The 19,196-nt window shown below is 41.1% G+C and carries 15 protein-coding genes and 1 pseudogene; 6 read left to right on the forward strand and 10 right to left on the reverse strand.

Annotated elements, in window-relative coordinates; translation table 11 throughout:
• Window positions 1-119 precede the first annotated feature (119 nt).
• From V7K79_RS05355 to rpmI, 5 genes are all read right to left on the reverse strand, one after another.
• Complete coding sequence (locus V7K79_RS05355) at window positions 120-2,102, reverse strand: primary-amine oxidase (protein ID WP_335045394.1); 1,983 nt, start codon at window positions 2,100-2,102, stop codon at window positions 120-122.
• A gap of 181 nt (window positions 2,103-2,283) precedes the next feature.
• Entirely contained in the window at window positions 2,284-2,808 is a 525-nt protein-coding gene (locus V7K79_RS05360) for a tetratricopeptide repeat protein (RefSeq protein WP_335045396.1), read from the reverse strand.
• Window positions 2,809-2,912: 104 nt separating this feature from the next.
• Entirely contained in the window at window positions 2,913-3,728 is an 816-nt protein-coding gene (locus tag V7K79_RS05365; protein ID WP_335045398.1) for a transporter substrate-binding domain-containing protein, read from the reverse strand.
• 11 nt (window positions 3,729-3,739) lie between these two features.
• On the reverse strand, window positions 3,740-4,096 hold the full coding sequence (gene rplT, locus V7K79_RS05370; RefSeq protein ID WP_335045399.1) for a 50S ribosomal protein L20: 357 nt from the start codon (window positions 4,094-4,096) through the stop codon (window positions 3,740-3,742).
• Window positions 4,097-4,115: 19 nt separating this feature from the next.
• Window positions 4,116-4,313 (reverse strand): 50S ribosomal protein L35, encoded by a 198-nt coding sequence (gene rpmI / locus V7K79_RS05375; protein ID WP_335045401.1) that lies wholly within the window; start codon window positions 4,311-4,313, stop codon window positions 4,116-4,118.
• A 115-nt stretch (window positions 4,314-4,428) separates the two neighbouring features.
• Here rpmI and V7K79_RS05380 point away from each other — a divergent pair, with 115 nt between their 5' ends.
• Window positions 4,429-4,968, forward strand: a complete 540-nt coding sequence (locus V7K79_RS05380) for a GrpB family protein (protein ID WP_335045402.1) — start codon at window positions 4,429-4,431, stop codon at window positions 4,966-4,968.
• Between the two features lie 162 nt (window positions 4,969-5,130).
• Here V7K79_RS05380 and V7K79_RS05385 read toward each other — a convergent pair whose 3' ends face one another.
• The 4 genes from V7K79_RS05385 to V7K79_RS05400 all read right to left on the reverse strand — a co-directional run bounded on the left by V7K79_RS05385 (window position 5,131) and on the right by V7K79_RS05400 (window position 11,531).
• On the reverse strand, window positions 5,131-5,853 hold the full coding sequence (locus V7K79_RS05385; RefSeq protein ID WP_335045404.1) for a hypothetical protein: 723 nt from the start codon (window positions 5,851-5,853) through the stop codon (window positions 5,131-5,133).
• A gap of 242 nt (window positions 5,854-6,095) precedes the next feature.
• The gene (locus tag V7K79_RS05390) at window positions 6,096-8,519 is read right to left on the reverse strand and encodes an ATP-dependent helicase (RefSeq protein ID WP_335045406.1); all 2,424 of its coding nucleotides are present in this window, start codon (window positions 8,517-8,519) and stop codon (window positions 6,096-6,098) included.
• Window positions 8,520-9,214: 695 nt separating this feature from the next.
• The gene (gene aqpZ, locus V7K79_RS05395) at window positions 9,215-9,967 is read right to left on the reverse strand and encodes an aquaporin Z (protein ID WP_335045407.1); all 753 of its coding nucleotides are present in this window, start codon (window positions 9,965-9,967) and stop codon (window positions 9,215-9,217) included.
• Window positions 9,968-10,448: 481 nt separating this feature from the next.
• Entirely contained in the window at window positions 10,449-11,531 is a 1,083-nt protein-coding gene (locus V7K79_RS05400; RefSeq protein WP_335045408.1) for a RuBisCO accumulation factor 1, read from the reverse strand.
• Between the two features lie 411 nt (window positions 11,532-11,942).
• Here V7K79_RS05400 and V7K79_RS05405 point away from each other — a divergent pair, with 411 nt between their 5' ends.
• From V7K79_RS05405 to V7K79_RS05415, 3 genes are all read left to right on the forward strand, one after another.
• A complete protein-coding gene (locus V7K79_RS05405; RefSeq protein ID WP_335045410.1) occupies window positions 11,943-12,899 on the forward strand; it encodes a response regulator in 957 nt (318 codons plus the stop codon).
• A 118-nt stretch (window positions 12,900-13,017) separates the two neighbouring features.
• Entirely contained in the window at window positions 13,018-13,713 is a 696-nt protein-coding gene (gene ubiE / locus V7K79_RS05410) for a bifunctional demethylmenaquinone methyltransferase/2-methoxy-6-polyprenyl-1,4-benzoquinol methylase UbiE (protein WP_335045448.1), read from the forward strand.
• A gap of 139 nt (window positions 13,714-13,852) precedes the next feature.
• The gene (locus V7K79_RS05415; RefSeq protein ID WP_335045412.1) at window positions 13,853-15,088 is read left to right on the forward strand and encodes a DUF445 domain-containing protein; all 1,236 of its coding nucleotides are present in this window, start codon (window positions 13,853-13,855) and stop codon (window positions 15,086-15,088) included.
• A 138-nt stretch (window positions 15,089-15,226) separates the two neighbouring features.
• On the opposite strand, the pseudogene V7K79_RS05420 reads toward V7K79_RS05415, so the two are convergent.
• Window positions 15,227-15,793 (reverse strand): annotated as a pseudogene (locus V7K79_RS05420) (Uma2 family endonuclease).
• A gap of 162 nt (window positions 15,794-15,955) precedes the next feature.
• Here V7K79_RS05420 and V7K79_RS05425 point away from each other — a divergent pair.
• Together V7K79_RS05425 and dpdF are read left to right on the forward strand one after the other, a co-directional pair.
• Window positions 15,956-17,140, forward strand: coding sequence for a helicase-related protein (locus V7K79_RS05425; protein WP_335045415.1), 1,185 nt, complete (start codon window positions 15,956-15,958; stop codon window positions 17,138-17,140).
• Window positions 17,118-19,193 carry a protein DpdF gene (gene dpdF, locus V7K79_RS05430; RefSeq protein ID WP_335045417.1) on the forward strand — a complete coding sequence of 692 codons (2,076 nt, stop codon included), beginning with the start codon at window positions 17,118-17,120 and terminating at the stop codon, window positions 19,191-19,193. The genes V7K79_RS05425 and dpdF overlap by 23 nt, the downstream gene beginning before the upstream one ends.
• The last annotated feature ends 3 nt before the right edge of the window (window positions 19,194-19,196 follow it).

Genomic DNA, 19,196 nt, shown 5'->3' on the forward strand with positions numbered 1-19,196 from the left:
GAGGTATCCTATTGTGAAAATTGCCAGTGTTTGATCTACGATAAGCTTATCAGCATTCAAGTTACAGGTTTACAGATTACAAAAAACTGAACTAAGGGAAACTTTAGAAAACGAATATTTTACTCTGGCAAATTTATCGCTGGATTCCGGCTAAAGAATCCTCTAGGGACTAACTTAAAGCCAACTCGGTGAACAGGCATTACAGGCCAATCTTCCGATCGCGGAATATGAGTTAGGCCCATTGTGTACCACAGTACGATATCTTCACTTAGCAAAGACTCATTGTCTGAGATATATTTTGGTAAACCCTGTTCGGGTTTCGTCTGGTTCGGATAATCGCCTCCAGCATAAAGTTCAGTAGGTTTATATTTTGTTACCCAGAGGTGATGAGTTGCAAATTCTGCCCGTTGACGGATTTTTGAGCCTTCCACCGGGAAAAATACAGAGTTTCCTTCAGGCATTAGCATATATCCGGGTGCAGCCCCTAAAATATTCTTTTTGTCTGCACTAACAATCATCCATTCGCGACTGCTTTTCATGTTCAAATCGCGCACAGCAGCACTTTCTTTGGCTAGTGGGGTTTCTGCAACTGCGATCGCATTTCCTAAAGGATTTTTCTCATTCATCGGCAAAGCATTCACATTCATTTCCATCACAGAATTCGCCTGACCATCAACATCAAAATCTAGGCGATAGTTGAAAAAGTGCTGATGATTTACTCCAAAGATATTCTTCGCAATTAACCGACCATAAGAATCATCATCAGATTGCTTCTGGGCAGCCGTTCCTTGCGCCAGTATAATACCTGTTAATTCATTTTGGACTTCCAAAGCCCCATCCTGATGAAAGATCCAATTGATGCTGTAATCGTAGTTATCAATGGCTACCGTCATCTTCATCACTAATTCTCGGCTGCGACGGACATCATTACGCTGAGTATTATACTCATAGTGTTTCCACAGCATTCCGTTATCGCGCTCGTAGATGCCGATAACCCCTGGTATTTGATAAGGTTCTCCCTGCTCATTAGCAAATACAGCATTTAGTAACAAGCCATTTTCGGGAATTTCTTTACCTAATTCCATCGTATTTGCTAGTATACCTAAGTTATATTCTCCAACATCAAAGGCATTTCTGAATGACCAAATAGGTTCAGGATTGCCATAAGGTACTACCATTTCTGAGAGACTAGCGCGGTATAAAACTGGTCGAATCTTTTCCCCGTCATTATGCGTCACTTGGTAGAGCATTAATCCATTACGAGGATGCATTGAATAGCGAAACTTCCAACCTTGCCAGTTAATTTCATTGTCTTTTATCTGGAAATTTCTACCATTAGGTTGGAGGCTTTTCAAGGCTTTAAGGGGTGATAGTAATTTCCCCAAGGAATTGACATCATAATTCCAGTTTTCTTTAGAGAAAGGTACATTTCCTCTATCAACAAAACTAGCAATTTTACCTGTATTCAAATTGACTGTTGCTAAGACTCCTTCAATCGGACTACCGTAATAGTTCCAGCTTTTACCTTTGTAGTAAAATAAGCCGCGACAAAGACGATTACCTGTTGCTTGTTCCTGTTGACTCAGAATGCCTGGTGCCCACCAACTAATTTTGACTTGCTCAAAATCAGTAATTCCCCGCCTTTGCATTGCTTTTTGCCATTGAGGATCGGCTTTAACCACCTGAGTTGCTAGTTCATATTCTGAATTAATAATCGCAGGTTGAACAGATGCTATTTCTTTCCAAGAACTTAAGGTTTTGCTTCTGATGTCAACAATTCCTTCAAAGGTTTTGTTTTCTGAACGTTCATAGATTACCAAAAAAATTTTTCGCCCAAAGACTTTACCAGGGGTAAAATTTAGAACTTCTTCTTTATCTGGCTCTTGTAAAGCAATAAGTGGAAAAGCTGCCGTTTCGCTCAAAGTTTTTTCTCTTTTGATAATCGAAACAGCTGTGCTAATTTCTACCTCAGTTAGCGAAGTGAGAGGATGGGAGATTGAAGGCTGTTGAGCCGTCAATGTTTCCATTAATCCGATTGAGATAGAAATGATAACAATGATGGCAATAGCTAGCCAGAAAAAACGCTTTAGCCGCTTAATCATCTTTTACATTTTTACAAAAGACTTGTAGTTATCTATTTCCAACCTTTAGAGTGAAAACCGATAAATTAAGAGGCGAAAGCGAAATTAATTTGTTAATACTTAGGGACTGGTTACTAGGGACTTGGGACTGGGAAATCTTTTCTAATACTCAATACCTAATCCCCAATCCCTAGTCCCCTATTTATGCCGATACCAAACGGCGTAAAGATTCAGCACGACGTTTAGCAATAGAGTTATTTGGAGCAAATTTGAGTGCTTCTTCGTAACTTTGTAACGCCTGAGTAGTTAATTTTTTCTTCTCGTAGGCATGACCAAGATTATTCAATCCTGTTACGTAGTCTGGTTTAGACTTAATAGCTTCTTTGTACTGACGAATTGCTAAGTCATATTGGTCTTGGGTAAAATAAACATAGCCCAACCCGTTGTAGATGGGGGCGATATTTGCTTCTTCCTCTTCTTGGGCAGCTTTGAGAGCTTTTTGAAATAGCGCGATCGCTGGAGAATACATTTTTTTTTCTGAATAAATACTGGCTAACTCATAATATTCTTGAGTCGTACCCTTTTCTTTCTCTAACTTCTTTCGCAACTTTGCAAAAGAGCCTTCAACCTTGCGAGTTTTAAAAATTTGGCGAAACACACTCACGGCTGCAATTGTGAGTATAACCACCAAAATTGAGAGATAAACAACGGCTAGACTATTATCCATTGCTGCAAATACAAATATTATAAAGTTTGTTATTTGTCCTTTGTCATTTGTCCTTTGTTATTCGTTAATGACTAATGACCAATGACCAATGACCAATGACCAATTTACGGTAAACCCCAATATTGAGAGCGTTGTTGGAGCCAACCTTTTTCTAAATAACGAGCGATCGCTTGATTTACGTTTCGTCTTAATTCATCGTATTGTAATCCCTTGGGCATTACTACAGCCAGAGGTTCAGTTGATAACTTAATTGGCAATAGCCGATATTGAGGATATTGTTGTACCCAACCGCTTAAAACACTAGCATCTGCGGCAAAGGCAAAGGCTGCATTATTTTCTATTTTCTCTCGCGCTTCTTCATAGGAATTCACTCCTACTAACTCGGCGTTTGACAGATAGTATCGCACTTTAGGAATGGTGCTGGAGTTGTTAAGTACGGCAACTTTTTGTTTGGATAGATCGCTCAACTGCTGCACAGATGCATCTTTTGTAACTAGTACAGTGCCATCCAAATAATAGGGAACACTGAAACTAACTATGCGGGCGCGTGACTCGGTTGCTGTGACTCTAGCGATCGCAAAATCAACTTTCTTGTCTAAGACTACAGACAGGCGATCGCGATTCGCTACAGGTTGAAATTTTACAGCTTCTGCTTTACCAACCAAGTCAACTGCCAAACGCTTTGCCAAGTCAATTTCTAAACCTTGCAAATTCCCGTTGTCATCTTTAAATCCCAAGGGACGCAAGTTATCTTTAACAGCAACATTTAAATAGCCGCGCTGCTGAATTTCTGACATTTCGGCAGCAGATGCAGTTAATCCTGTCCCCACTAGAGAAAAGCAAAAAATCCAAAATATAGTGACGGATAATACCAGATGTAACCGAGTAATTATTTGCCATTTGTTACATCTGTTATACATCCCTTACACCTTTATCCTTTAGCTTGAAGTGCCAATTCAGCAACTTTGCCGAAGCTAGCTGGATCGAGAACTGCCAATTGCGCCAACATCTTGCGATTTAGTTGGATCTCTGCTTTTTTCAAGTTACCGATCAACTGGCTGTAACTCAAGCCGTGTTGCCTAGAAGCAGCGTTGATGCGGGCGATCCAGAGGCGACGAAAATCGCGCTTTTTCTTTTTGCGATCGCGGTAGGCACTCCGTAGCGCCTTCATCACTTGTTGGTTGGCAGTTCTAAACAGAGTTGAATGGGAACCGCGAAAACCTTTTGCTAGTTTGAGAATTTTATTGCGGCGTTTGCGAGCTACATTACCGCGTTTTACCCGAGTCATAATTTATTTCCTAAAATACTTACAAATATGGCATCATCAACCGCACGTTAAGTTCGTCGCGTTCGTGTACAAGGGCACTCTTACGCATACTACGCTTTTTATTAGAAGATTTGTGTTCTAAAAGGTGGCTTTTGAACGCTTTACGACGGACGATTTTACCGCTACCGGTGGCACGGAATCGCTTTGCCGCAGCTTTACGAGTCTTTAGTTTTGGCATGGTCTAGCTTTGATTCGACACGATCCATTATTATATACTATTAAAATTGCTATAACTGCAATTAAATAAAGGATTTAAGCAACGGCGATCGCTTTAGATCAAATTAATTTCACCTATGGATGAGGTCAATATAGTCGAATATGATCCACGTTGGCAGACTTTGTTTACAGAGGAAGCCGAGCGGATTTGGCAACTACTAGGCAATGACTTCGTTGTAGAAATTGAACATATTGGTAGTACCGCAGTACCAGGAATGGCAGCCAAACCAGTTATTGACATCATGGTGGGAGTGCGTTCCTTGGTAGATGCAAAATCTGCTATTTTAGCTTTAGAATCTTTGGGATACGTTTATTGGCGTGAAAACCCAGATCCTAGACGGATGTTTTTTGTTAAAGGAATGCCACCATACGGAAAGCAACGTACTCATCATATTCACATAGTCGAGATTGACAGCGAATTTTGGGAACGCAAGCTATTTTGTGACTATTTGAGAAAGCATCCTGAAGAGGCGAAACGTTACGAAGTTCTAAAACGCGATTTGGCGGCAAGTTTTTCGAGCGATCGCGAGGCTTATACCAATGGTAAAAATGAGTATATCCGTGCTGTGATGGTCAAAGCACGGAATGAGGAGATGAAAAAAAGCCAAAGCCATTGATTTATTTAACTTTTTTCAGTGGCATTGACCAAATAATTACTAATTCGTAATTCGTAATTCGTAATTAAAGAGGTACAAGCCCCCGCTAAATTGAAAATTAAGCAATCTAGAATTAGTAGTGAGTTCAAGCTCCCACTAATTGCAATTACGAATTAAGAATTATCAATTACGAATTATGTTGACTTTGGGATCTAAAATTATTTGCGAAGTGGATTTATTCACATGGTAAGTCCAAGATTGCTCTTTAACCTTGAGAATCACTTCCCAACCTTCCACGGGATCATACTGCTGGGTGCAGACTTCGCCAAAGTTGAATTGACAGAGATTACCAAAAGTTTTTGGTGTAGTTTTAGTAATTTTTAAATCAGTAATTCCCACCCCAGAACGGCTTGAGGCATCGCTCAAAATTGCATCTGCGATCGCCTTAGGCAATGTTTGTAAAGCAACCACTTTCGGATCTAAAAGGATTTGCTTTCTAGATTTATCTACATGGTAAGTCCACGAATCTTGGCGGACTTTGACAACTACTTCCCAGCCTTCAATGGGGTTGTATTCCCTGGTACAAACTTCTCCAAATTTGAATTCACAGGGATTACCAAAGGTTTTCGATGTGACTTGGGTAATCTCTAATTCCCGTTTAGGTAGGCTGGAACGGAAGGCTGCATCTCCTAAAATTTTATTAGCGATCGCTTTCGGCAACTCGTTTACTTGCGATTGGGATAATTGAGTGCTGTTAGTCAGAGGTATAGCTTTAGCAGAATTATTTTCAACGAGTCCAAATCCGCAGGATAGCAAGCTTGTCAACACTAGCGTTAATAAAACTCCTTTGGGTAACTGGAAGGTGCTTTTAATCACGGCAGATGCTTGGATGATTGATTTTTTCATATATTTATGTATCAATTGTTAAAACGCAATTGCAATCATAATTTGTTTGACGTTGCACTCTTAATTCAGTTTCTTTATTGGGACTTACGCAGAATATCTCTCAAACTCTGATTTATTTGTGCCGCGCCAGTTGCTTCAAGTCGGGGAACCCGCCCAATGCACTGGCTTCTCTGTGCCTCTGCGGTTCGTTATCCACTAACGGAACTGTTTTACCCAGTGCCCAATGCCCAATATCCCATCCCTTATACTTGTTTGCTGATTGCCGCTAAATTCACCACACATTCAGGAAATTGGCGTTTTAATGCTGGAAACACTGGACAAGGCGCTTGTTCTTGTAAATTGTCCGGTTTACTCCAAGTAAAGGGAGCTTTCTGCGCCGCAGACATCCACAGCATAACCTTTGCTCGTGTCATGGCAACATAAAGTAAACGATATTCTTCAGATGTTTTCAAATTCTTTGCCACCTCCCATGCTTGACTTACATCCGGTATGATAGATTCTTCATGGAGAGTAGCGCGAATTTGGGCACGGGCTACTTCTGATAAGGTAAAGTCGCCTAAAAATTGGCTTTGGGGAGGAACCCAAAATCTGCCAGGAATCAAGTTTTCGTGCAGAAAGGGAAGAAACACATAGTCCCAATCTAGCCCTTTAGCTTTGTGCATAGTGATAATCGTCAGTTGACCGCGACGGGTGTAACGTTCTTCCGAATCCTCGGTTTCCACTGGTTCAAACCGTTCGGAACTAACGATTTCACTTAAAGCTGATAGCATTCCCCCCATCGAACTATTGCCAGCTATCTGCTGATTTACCCGTTCTGCGAGTTTATCAGCAGTTGCCAATTCTGCTTGGTCGTAATTTAAGGTCAAGGCGAGAAAGGAAATTAGCTGGTAAAGAGGCAATTCTAAACGAGCGCGGAGTAAGCTGCGACACAAGCGGGCAGCTTTTTGTACTGTTTCTGGCTGGGGTTCTGCTAGGGGGCCAGGATACAAAAACTCTTCTGGCAGACTAGCAAGGGCGTTGAGGTCTTGGGTAGGAATTAATTGGCGCTGTACTAATGCTTCTAGAGCAGCTTTGAGGTAATCGGGAGAGTGGGGGCGATCGCAAAATTGCAATAATGCCAAAATTTCTTGGGGAACATGGGAACGGCGATCGCGTTCTCCGACATCATAAAGTGTAATTTTATGCTCTTTGCACATAGGTGTCAGAGCCTCTGCTAACCATCGTCCTTGACGATTTTCTCGGACTAAAATCGCGGCACTATTTTTTGTTGGGTCTTCACCAAATAACTCAATTACTCTTTGAGATAATAATTCAACGGTGTGATGAATGTCACGCGGTGTATAAAGTTCTAATCCTCGTCCTACGGGTGCAGGGTTGGCGTTATCTTGCGGATCGCCAACTTCCACAGGGCGAATTGTCTGCAAGCGAAATGGTACTTGTCGGTTGTCAGGATGTTGTTTGTTGTTGGTTTTAGTTGTTGCTAACCACTGATTATTGATCCATTTCAGGGCAAAGTTAGCGGCTTCAATGATAATTCTAGTACTGCGACCAGCTCGATCCATCGTTGCCAATCGTTCGATGCGATCGCACTCTTCGCAAAATTGCCGAAAATAAATCGGATCGGCTGGAGTAAAGGTAGAGTTAATTGCCTGGTTAGGGTCGCCAACTCGGACTAAATTTAGTGGGAAGTGCGTAGAGACGAGATTCATCGCGTCTGTATTCATCCCCTCATATTCCCGATTACTTGCCAAAATTTCTAATAGCTGCGTTTGAAGAGGGCTAGAATCTTGGGCTTCGTCTTCAAAGACAGCGAATATTTGGTTTTGCTCGATGTGACGGGCACTGTCGTTTTCTAAAACGCGCAGTGCAGCTAAAATCATATCGTCGTAATCTATGAAATCACGCGATCGCATCAAGTTTTGATATTGCTCGTACAATCCCGCCGCTACGCTCAAAATTGCATATTCGTCTGTGGTTTGTTTACTCCACTCCCGCAATTTTTCTGGCGATATCCCAGAACTTTTTGCTTCATGAATTACCGTATTAGCCAATTCTGGCAATACTTCTGTTCGCAGCACTGATTGACGACGCAACCTTTCTGTCTCTTCCCCGTCAAATTGATGACCTTCCAACAACCGCAAATATACATCTGGATAATTTACAATCCATTGTTCTACAGCCGTTCTGATAAAGCGGTGACTTTGAGTTGGCGTAATTAATATAACATTTTCTAATTGCAAACCAGATAAATCAGAATGGCGACTGGCAATGTTCAACGCTAAACCATGTAGGGTATAGACAAAAAATCCCGTTTGAGGTAAAGATAAATTATCTCGTAAGAATTTGCGAATCTTCGCTTTAATATTGGCAGCAGCAGAGCGAGTAAAAGTAACAACTACCAACTGACGGCGAGAGGATGAACGCTCATATTGACGTGCGATCGCGATCGCTGCTGCTGCCGCCATCCCAGTAGATTTGCCTGCACCAGGAACGGCTGAAATAGCCAAAGGGCCAGATTGCCAATCAGCCATTTGCTGCTGTCCAGGGCGGAGACTGTTGCGGATTGTGAGAATCTTTTCCTGCAAAGAAGGAATTAGCGATCGCTCAGACAATTCTGAGTCGAGTAATTCTTGAACAACAGGAGCAGTAAATTTAGAGTCTGACATATCAAATTTTATATTTTAAATAGATGTTGAATGTAATTCCCAAACCACAGATATGAATAATCTTTGGTGATTCTCTGTAAATATATCTTAAGCCTCCCTTAAAAAGCAGGGGGTTCTTCCGGCTCAAAATATCACTAACTAGTACATTGAGGCGGAAGTTTGCCTAACTTTAACAAAAAGCAAAATATCCTTGTCAAGACCCAAGTCTCGTTAATTGAGATAGTATGTATATTTATGCTGTATTGTACTAATTAATTCGTAAATAAGTCTAATGATTAAAAATGTAGAATAATTAAAAAATTGGTTGTTTTCTAGTAGAATAGTAATCTAATTTTTTTTAAAAGAGAGTGTATATAACAGCCCTAAATCATTCGTGAAAAGTAAGTTCCCCGACTTATCAAAAAAGTCGGGGAACTGTACACCGTGAATTTTCATAAACTTAAATATTCTGTCAATCGTATGACTAAACAAATTAGCCAAGCGTTATTTGTTCAATCACGGGATTGTTAAGAAATCTAAAAACGAAATTTCAAGCGATGCCTACGGCAGGCTGTAGGTGCAGCCTCACCTGAAGATTGATTATAGGCACAATGCAGATCCAACTATTGCCCGTTTTGATGAACTGCTATAAAAACCAGAAATACCGGGCTAACTCGTACAGTTGAAAATGACTTTTAGACTAGCTCTTTGAGATTTTAGCGTTCTTCCACAGTTGATTCACTAAACATAGCTACGTACAACCATCCGGCTAAAATAGCTCCCAAGATAGGAGCTATCCAAAACAGCCAGATTTGCGAAAAGAGTTCTACACCTGCAAATAGAGCAACTCCGGTACTACGAGCAGGATTAACCGAGGTATTAGTTACAGGAATGCTGATTAGGTGAATCAAAGTGAGTCCAAAACCAATTGCCAGTGGTGCAAATCCTCTAGGAGCGCGGCTATCAGTCACACCCAGAATAATCAGCAGAAACATGAAAGTCATCACAACTTCAGTAATCAGGCAAGCAAATAGCGTGTAACCACCTGGAGAATGAGCACCATAACCGTTGGTAGCCAGTGGGTTGAAGCCAGTCAGCGTAAATCCAGTTTTGCCGCTAGCAATCAGGTAAATAATCCCTCCAGCAACAACTGCGCCGCTCACTTGAGAGAGGATGTAAGGTAGTAAATCAGACCCCGGAAAGCGCTTACCTGCCCATAGTCCAAACGAAACAGCTGGGTTGAAATGACCACCAGAAATATGACCAAAAGCATAAGCCCCTGTGAGGACAGTAAGCCCAAATGCCAGGGATACACCTACTAATCCAATACCCAATGGAAAATAAGTATTATCACTGATTCTTGCAGCATCTTCTGTGTAGGCGGCGGCTATAACAGCACTACCACAGCCACCTAAAACAAGCCAGAATGTACCGATAAATTCGGCCAAACAACGTTTCGTGATAGACATTTTCGGAAAACTCCTAGTTCAGCTACAAACGAGTAATGGCTATGTTGAATAATGCTTGAGTCATTTCTGTCAACAAAAAATCCATTGCGTTTGTTTGGTTATGAAACTAAATCGAAAAAATAGGAATTTGTTTTTTCCTCAATAATTGTGGTGATAAAATATAGTTATTACAAAATTCAAATAATTTTTGTGCTTTATACACTTTCAGCTTAAAAACTTTGGGTTTTTCCTGTTACAGTCGTTACTTTGTGACTGTTCAGGGGATGTGATTATCCCTCAAAATATGGACTTACACAAGTCAACGAAAAATCAAGGGTTTAGGCAAAGCATTGCCAAGCCAGTGCCAAGTTCATGTTAAGAAAGTTAAAGCAGATGGGGCATTGACCAAACAAAAAATTGAATCAATACCGCCATTTGCTATTCGCTGTTTGGACAGTCTTAACTGATCGCATCACGCAGTTAGTTCTGTCTAAAATTAAATTTATTCGTCAATCTGCCAGGAATCTTTAGTTAATTCTTCATCTAGAATTTTCTTAGGACGGACGATGATAATAATTTGTCCTAGTAGAGGAATTTCTGGCTCAGTTTCAAACCACTGAAAATCTAATTCACCACCATTTTCGACCACAAAATAACTAGAGGCATCCCATTCTCGTTGGGCACGATCTACCACAACTACGACTGGCTCCGTTTGGCTTTGGGTTTGGAAGCGATCGCTATTCGTTAAAATCACTACTGGATCTTCTGCCGCCAATAGCACTTGCCAACCTGGTAAAGGTATCCAAGCTTGCTCTCCAGAAAACTTCACCATCCGAAATGGTTCTATTTCTGTCACTATGGGCACAGCTTGCAAGTCTTGCCGCGATAATGGCAACTCGCCTACCACAGGCAAGATTCGGGGTAACTGTTCCTCAAATTCCAGACGGTAAAAGGGAAAAATCGGCGCTGGACGCTGGGGAACGGTAGTAAAATCAGTCAGCAACTGTTCGATTTTTTGTCTTGCACCTGGCGTGTGAGCAAAACGTAAACCTTTGGCGATTAGGCGCGATCGCTGTTGTAAATCTGCATTTTGGCGTGCCAGTTTCCAAACTTGGTGAGCAACAGCATCTCCAGGATGAGCAGAAAATCCTTCTGGCAAAATACGGAAATAGGAGAATTCTTTAATTTCTTTTGCCACTTCCTTCACCTCATCAGCGTCAAGTTTGTGGACAAAGATCAGTTCGGCGGCGGCGGCGCGTTCTTCTTGAGTAAGCAAACGCAGCTCGTATAAAACATCGCTGCCGCGTGTGGTATAGTGCGATCGCGTTTCTGGCGATACTCCAAACTTTTCTAAAGAATTGTAAACTTGAGAACCAACAACCACCTGGTTTTGTTGAATCGGCTCAAATCCAGTCGCCTCAAAAATTTCTTGAGGGTTGTAACCGATTTTTAACAACGAGGCGATCGCGGTTCCCCATTCCACCCAGTTGCCTTGTTTTTGCCTCAGTCTTCGCAGTAACTCTTGTGCTACATCGTTGGTAGTATTATCTTCGGGATTCTGAGTGTTGGGTGGTAAATCAGTCATAATCGGAGTGCGAGCTTCAACTTAAGAGGCTAATTATAGCAGGAGGCAGGAGGCAGGAGGCAGAGGGCAGGAGGTAAAACTATTGCTAACTCTCTTCTTTCACTCTTTCCAAATGTCCTAACCTGTGTGACTACGGCTATAACACCTCATGAGCAAGTCTTATTCTAATCTATACCTAGACCTACACTTCATTCACGATTAAAACTGCCATAGTTTCGCTAATTTTGTTAGTTTTTATAGCGCAACATTTTTTAATTCAGATATTTAGACAAATTTCTTCTGTAGCGAACGCTATTAACGTTCTCAAATATGCGAAGCAACTCCGTATAAACCCTTGGCTGTTTTCGGCTATTCTCAACTAAACTTGGTATGGAATATAACAATAGAGTGAATATTTAAAGGAAATATCTTATGGATAAACCTAATCTCGAAATTGATAAAGTCCAATCTCAAGTTATGACTCTCGAACGACCAAAAAAGCTGAAAATCTTGGTAGTTGACGATGAGCCAGATAATCTCGATTTACTTTATCGCACATTTCGACGCGACTTTAATGTTCTCAAAGCTGATAGTGGGGTGAACGCCCTACAAGTTTTGGCAGCAGAAGGTGAAGTAGCGGTAATTATCTCCGATCAACGGATGCCAGAAATGAAAGGGACTGAGTTTCTCAGCAAGACTGTACCTCAGTTTCCCGATACAGTGAGAATTATTCTTACCGGATTTACTGATATTGAAGACTTGGTAGAAGCGATTAATGCCGGACAAGTCTACAAATATATTACCAAGCCTTGGGACCCAGGGGAACTGAAGGCAGTGGTGCAAAGAGCAGCAGAAACCTACGACTTGCTCAAGCAACGAACAGAAGAATTACGCCGTGCTCACGCTCAAATGGCGCTGCTGAGTGTTTTGGTACAGGTAACTCAAGCAGCTTCTAGCTTAGAAGAAACTCTCGCTCCCATTACTAGAGCTGTAAGTGAAACTTTTGGGGCAGACGGCTGTATTTTACAACTTACAGATGGAAATACTCTGGTTGCAACTCAAGGAACTTACAGCTATACAGGTACAATAGAGAATTGGCTATCTCAAGATCCACTGACTACCGAAGCGATCGCCACCGGACAAATGCAAGTTTCCTCAAATGTACTGAAAGACACCAAATTAATTGATGCAATTCACTACAAAAATACGGGTGTACAAGCGCACTTAGTGATCCCAATTAATTACCGCCATCAACTTTTGGGTGTATTGTCGCTCCAGTGGAAACAACCTTGCACTTTGCGAGAAGATGAAATAGTGCTAATTAATTTATCAGCACAATTAATAGCGATCGCTCTGACTAGTAGTCGTTGCCATCAAACCACTGTGTAGTTGTCATTTGTCCTTTGTCCTTGGTAAATGACAAAGCGCAAAGTCTGAGCGGAGGTTTACTCCAATCAGAACTTTGTAAGAGAGGACTAATCACCAAGGACTAATGACTTATTGGCCAATGACTAACGAAATTCAGTCCATTTTTAACCGTATTGCTCCAGTTTATGACCAATTGAACGATTGGTTGAGTCTGGGACAGCATCGAATCTGGAAGGAAATGGCAGTAAAATGGAGTGCAGCTAAACCAGGAGATACTGCATTAGATTTGTGTTGCGGTAGTGGTGATTTAGCTTTACGTTTAGCACGACATATCGGAGCCACAGGACAGGTATACGGTGTAGATTTTTCTCCAAACCTGCTAGAAAACGCTAAAGAACGCTCTCAAAGGCAGTATCCCCAACCTGCTATCAGCTGGGTAGAAGCTGATGTCCTCAATTTACCCTTTGACGACAACCAATTTGATGCCGCAACAATGGGCTATGGTTTAAGAAATGTTAAAGATATTCCCCGGAGTCTCCAAGAGTTATACCGTGTTTTGAAACCGGGAGCTAAAGCTGCAATTCTAGACTTTCATCGACCGAGTAATCCTCAGCTACGTGCCTTTCAACAGTTGTATCTGGACAGTTTCGTGGTACCAGTTGCCAATTATTTCGGCTTAAAAGAAGAATATGCTTACATCAGTCCCAGCTTAGATCGCTTTCCCATCGGTAAAGAGCAAATAGAGTTAGCTTATCAAGTTGGTTTTGCTGTTGCCACACACTACCCCATTGCGAACGGTATGATGGGAATGCTGGTAATCAACAAAAATGAGTGAGGAGTTAGGAGTTATAAGTTATAAGTTATAAATTATCAGTACTGATAAATTCTCGTTTAAAATTTATCATTCTTAACTCCTCACTCTTGTACAGACGCGATTAATCGCATCTCTATTCCTAACTTTTTTAATTCTTCCCTTGGACTGGTCTCATCTTTGGCTTTATCTGTCTCCCCCGGTACTGGGTGGAATTATTGGCTATTTCACAAATGATATAGCCATCAAAATGTTGTTCCGTCCTTACCGAGCAATTTTTATCGCTGGACAAAAAGTACCCTTCACGCCTGGATTGATCCCCCGCAATCAGGAGCGTCTGGCTAAAAACATTTCCAATACAATCATGGGGTCACTGTTGACACCACAAGAATTGCAAAATCTGGCGCGGCGTTTGTTGCAAACAGAACGCGTACAATCAGCAATTCTCTGGTTATTGCGCTTGGCAATTGAACAAATTAAAACAGATCAGAACGAGAAAAGTGCCAAAATTGTCGCGGGAATTTTGCGGGATTTACTAGGGGAATCTTTGCCACGATTGCTCAAGGTTTTAGCGCGGCGTGAAGATTTTTTAGAAGTACAAATCAATCAAATTTTTGACCAGATATTGCTGGAATTTCAACTGAGTGAAGAACAAGCTACGCGACTTGCTGATTGGTTGTTGCAAGTAGTTTTACCGCCGGATCTTCTCCGCCAAACGATAGTTGATTTTTTGACCGATCGCACCATTCAAATTATTGATGAAGGCTTCCGCGAAAAAACCAGTGGAACTTATTGGGTAGTAGCAAATTTGTTTGGCTTACGTAATACTCTTACACGGCTACGAACTTTTTGTTTGGATGAAAAAGAGGCTGCTAATACTCGCTTGCAGGAATTGACTCAAGATTTGCAAATACGCGATCGCATTCGGAAATTACTGCAAAATTTATCATTACAAAACTTGCCAATGGGAACAGTGCGTCAACTCCGAAAGACCACCCGCGAAAGTGTCCGCCATTACCTGCAAAACAGTGGCAGCGATTTTCTACAAGGATTAACTGATTCTGTCGATTGGCAAAATATTGCTGTAGTGCTGCTGAATCGTCTTAGTACTTCACCTGTTGTAAGTACTTCTTTAGAAGTCATGAGTCAAGAGTTGGCTTTAATTTTAGAGAAGTATTTGGAAAAAGATTTAGAAGCAATTGTGGCACAGGCTATTCCAATTTTGTCAATAGATGAAGTGATAGTTGACCGTGTAAAATCAACTTCACCGGCTGATTTAGAAGCTGCCATTGAGGGAATTGTAAAAAGTGAATTGCAAGCGATTGTGACTTTAGGTGGTGTTTTAGGTTTTGTTATCGGGTTATTGCAGACAGTATTTTTAATATTAAGTCAATATTAATTTTTTGTTTTTATTTGTAAAATTTGATCAAACTATAGTTGCAATTTCGTCAAACTATGAAGTGAGGAGAATTGAGCGATGTCTACGACGGGCTACGCCTACGCCTTTTGAGAAGAGATGTGAGTAAAAAGCGATCGCCTAACTCAAAATCTGCGCTAAATCAAGCACAAAGCCAGCTAATACATCCTCTCCAGATAAATTAGTAGGCGATTGTAAAACTTCAACATTTTTTCTTGGGCGGTAAATTTCCACCTGTTGGTTTTGCGGATCGATTAGCCATCCTAAACGCACACCATTGTCAATATACTCCTGCATTTTGTGTTGCACAGTCTTTAAACTGTCTGAAGCAAAGCGTAATTCTACCGCAAAATCTGGAGCGATCGGTAGAAATTTGTCGGGGTCTGGATTCAGGGCTTATAATCGCTCTCGGCTCACCCAAGATGCATCGGGAGAACGGTTTGCACCATTAGGAAGTTTGAAACCTGTTGAGGAATCAAAAGCCAAACCTGTCCCATCAACGTCAGCCCAATTACCTAAGCGCTGTGTAAGTCTACTATTTCGATTTCCGCTTTCCCATCCAGTTGGTGGCATGATAATCAATTCTCCCTCTGCCGTGCGCTCAAGTCGCAAATCTCGATTATTCTGACACAGTTGGAAGAACTGCTCATCTGTTATAGCAGGAGGCAGGAGGCAGGAGGCAGCTATGCTGGAGGTAAAACTATTACTATTCCTAGCTTTCACTCTTTTAAAATGTCCTAAACTATGTGACTACGGCTATACAATCCTTGAAATTTAACCTCCCTAAATTACTTGCAGAGGTTCAACAACGGCTAAAAAGACCCATACCGGGAGACAGTCTGCCCAAAATTGTTATATATTACGAGTTTTGTACAAACTTGTGCCGAAATTGTCCGTTACTTGAGCGATCGTTTTGGTGAGGGGACTATCGTCAGTCATCAAGTTGGACAAACTCGCTCTCAAGTAGAGGAGAACTTAAATCGGTTTAAAAAAGACCCCAAATGCTTTATTTTAGTTTGCGACTCCTCCGGCGAAGAAGGTCGTAACTTACAATTTACTAACTACATGATATGTTTTGACTTGCCTTGGTCGCCAAATCGCCTAGAACAAAGAATTGGTAGGATAGACCGGATTGGTCGTTTATTGGAAGTTAAGTTGACAGTATTTGCTGGCGTAGACTTACCCGATAGTCTCCATGATGCATGGTATCGCTTATTGAAAGAAGGGTTTAATATCTTTGGGCAATCTATTGCCAGTCTCCAATTTTATGTTGATGAGAAATTACCCTTATTAGCAGAAATTCTGTTTAAATCGGGTGCAAATGGACTATTAGAAAGCATAGAAATCATTCAAAAAAAAATTCAGCAAGAGCAAGTAAAAATTAGCGAACAAAATGCCCTAGATGAAATTGATGCTCTAGATGAAAACGCTACCCAATATTTTCAAGCTTTAGACGATTATGATGCCCGTCATCAGGAAATCCAGCAAGTAACTAAAGATTGGATTTGTGATGTGTTGAGATTTAAGCCAATTACTAATCCTAATTTGTCGGCACTAACGCGTTATAAACCTACCGAAAATACATTAATTCCAGCAAATGATTTAAGCAGCAATTTTGCAGGGGTTTTAGAAGAATTTGGGACTTTTAACCGCAGTGTAGCAAATCAACAGCTTGGTGCAAAACTCTACCGCATTGGTGAAAAATTTGTAGACGCACTATCATCTTATATTCATTGGGACGATCGGGGTCAAGCTTTTGCTATGTGGCGAGTTGCAGAAACTTCGGATTCTGGGGAAGGTGAAGAGTGGTATGGTTTCCGATTTAATTACGTTATTGAAACAAATTTAACGAATTACAAAAACACCACAAAAGATAAAACTTTGCAAAGACGCGTAGATGGGTTATTCGCTCCAATTGTAGAAAGTGTATTTATTGATGCACGATATGAACCAATGTGTGCTGTTAAAGATGAAACACTATTAAATATCCTGCAACGTCCTTATAAGTCTAGTGCGTCATGTGCTGCGGCGTGAAGATGAAAAACAGGGTGGAAGTTCTCCAACTTATCTCCAAATACCTCGGAAACCTCCTTTTGTCGATAGCACTATTTGGGAGCAGGCTAGCATAATTGTGCTGCGCGAAGATAAAGAACACTATCTCATCAGCGCCCGTCCTTGGCAACCGGAATGGCTTGACCTTGCTGACAAATATCCCCCAGATACACCCTTACTTGATGAAAAACCTCGACGGAATTACCAATTAGTTTCCGGCGACCCGTTTTTGCAATTAATGAAGTTTGAAAAATACAGCAGTATCGGACAGCGTGAAGCAATTCGTGCAGTTTTGACCGCTCCTGATAATTCAACTTTAATCATTAACTTACCTACGGGTGCGGGAAAAAGCCTTTGCGCCCAACTACCTGCATTGCTGAACTCCAGAAACAATAATGGTGTCAGCGTGGTAGTTGTCCCGACTACAGCATTAGCTATTGACCAAGAACGAGCATTAAAATCAAAATCTTTGGTACACCATGCCACAGCGTATTATAGCGATGATTCTGTGGAGGGTAAAGAAAGAAGAGAAGGGATACGCGATCGCATTCGCGCCGGAACCCAAAGGATAATTTTTACCTCTCCTGAAAGTTTAATGGATTCTCTGGCATCTGCTCTGTATGAAGCAGCCCATCGGGGTATTTTACGGTATTTTATTATCGATGAAGCCCACATGGTAGAGCAATGGGGTGATGATTTTCGTCCCGCATTTCAAGAAATTCCTGGTTTGCGACGAGATTTATTGCGTCTTAGTCCCTTCAGAACTTTATTGCTAACAGCAACTTTAACGGAATCTTGTTTAGACACCCTCGAAACATTATTTGGTCAAGATTTACAAGTTATATCTGCTGTACAGTTGCGACCAGAACCTGCTTATTGGTTTAAACGATGTGAGACTGAAGAAATTAGAAAACAAAGGTTACTTGAGGCAGTTTATCATCTTCCTCGCCCGTTAATTATTTACGGGACTAAAGTTAAGGATGTCGAGGATTGGAAACGAGAATTAACCCGTGCTGGATTTAAAAGATGCGACCTGATGACAGGTAAATCTACAACTGAGCAGCGGGAGCAATTAATTGAAAAATGGCGGGAAGGGAAAATTGATATAGTTATTGCTACTTCTGCCTTCGGATTAGGTATTGACCAATCAGATGTCAGAGCAGTAATTCACGTCTGTATTCCCGAAACTATTGACCGTTTCTATCAAGAAGTTGGACGGGGAGGAAGGGATGGAAAAGCATGTATGTCGCTAACATTATATACAACTGAAGACTTCAATGTTGCTCGTGGTTTAAACGAAAAATCGACAATTACTATCGAGAGAGGATTGCAGCGTTGGCAAAGTATGTTTGCGAAAAAAGAACCCCTAAAAGACGGTAAATATAGTGTGCCTATTAATAATCCTCCCTCTTTGCTAGAAAGAGATATTGATATGCGAAGTGACCAAAACAGGGCTTGGAATATCCGCACTTTAACGTTGATGAACCGAGCCAATTTAATTGCAATCGATTCAGTCGAGCCTCCCCAGAAGAAAAACTTTGAATCAAAATCTGAAGAAGCTTATCAAGCCGCTTGGGATTTGTACCGCAATTCTCGCGTTATTTGTATCCGTAATCAATTTCACGATAAAAAATTCACTTGGGAATCTGAAGTTGAACCAGTGCGCCAGAAACGCCAAAACTGGAGTTATAAAAACCTGCAATTGATGAAAGAGGCTTTAAACTCTAAACGTTGTATTTCCGAAATATTTGCACAAGCGTATAGTATCCCCCCACGTCACACTCCAGAAAACAGAAATACTGTGATAGTTTTTCCTGCTTGTGGAGGTTGTCCTATTTGTAGAAAAAATGGAGTCACACCTTTTCCGGGAATAATGCCTGCTTCTAAACCTGTATGGCAAAAACCTAATTTTATTCCAGGTAAAGAAATGCAAAGAGTCCTTGCAGGTGAAAAAAATCTGCTTATTTTCTATGATTCACTGGAACAATTAAATAAGTTTTCAAGAGGTCGAAAATTGTTCAAGTGGTTAATATAACAG

The organism is Nostoc sp., from assembly GCF_036917575.1.
Taxonomy (GTDB): domain Bacteria; phylum Cyanobacteriota; class Cyanobacteriia; order Cyanobacteriales; family Nostocaceae; genus Nostoc.

Coding starts and splice junctions, on each gene's coding strand:
- V7K79_RS05355 (WP_335045394.1), bottom strand. CDS start 2,102: ATGATTAAGCGGCTAAAGCGTTTTTTCTGGCTAGCTATTGCCATCATT.
- V7K79_RS05360 (WP_335045396.1), bottom strand. CDS start 2,808: ATGGATAATAGTCTAGCCGTTGTTTATCTCTCAATTTTGGTGGTTATA.
- V7K79_RS05365 (WP_335045398.1), bottom strand. CDS start 3,728: ATGTATAACAGATGTAACAAATGGCAAATAATTACTCGGTTACATCTG.
- rplT (WP_335045399.1), bottom strand. CDS start 4,096: ATGACTCGGGTAAAACGCGGTAATGTAGCTCGCAAACGCCGCAATAAA.
- rpmI (WP_335045401.1), bottom strand. CDS start 4,313: ATGCCAAAACTAAAGACTCGTAAAGCTGCGGCAAAGCGATTCCGTGCC.
- V7K79_RS05380 (WP_335045402.1), top strand. CDS start 4,429: ATGGATGAGGTCAATATAGTCGAATATGATCCACGTTGGCAGACTTTG.
- V7K79_RS05385 (WP_335045404.1), bottom strand. CDS start 5,853: ATGAAAAAATCAATCATCCAAGCATCTGCCGTGATTAAAAGCACCTTC.
- V7K79_RS05390 (WP_335045406.1), bottom strand. CDS start 8,519: ATGTCAGACTCTAAATTTACTGCTCCTGTTGTTCAAGAATTACTCGAC.
- aqpZ (WP_335045407.1), bottom strand. CDS start 9,967: ATGTCTATCACGAAACGTTGTTTGGCCGAATTTATCGGTACATTCTGG.
- V7K79_RS05400 (WP_335045408.1), bottom strand. CDS start 11,531: ATGACTGATTTACCACCCAACACTCAGAATCCCGAAGATAATACTACC.
- V7K79_RS05405 (WP_335045410.1), top strand. CDS start 11,943: ATGGATAAACCTAATCTCGAAATTGATAAAGTCCAATCTCAAGTTATG.
- ubiE (WP_335045448.1), top strand. CDS start 13,018: ATGACTAACGAAATTCAGTCCATTTTTAACCGTATTGCTCCAGTTTAT.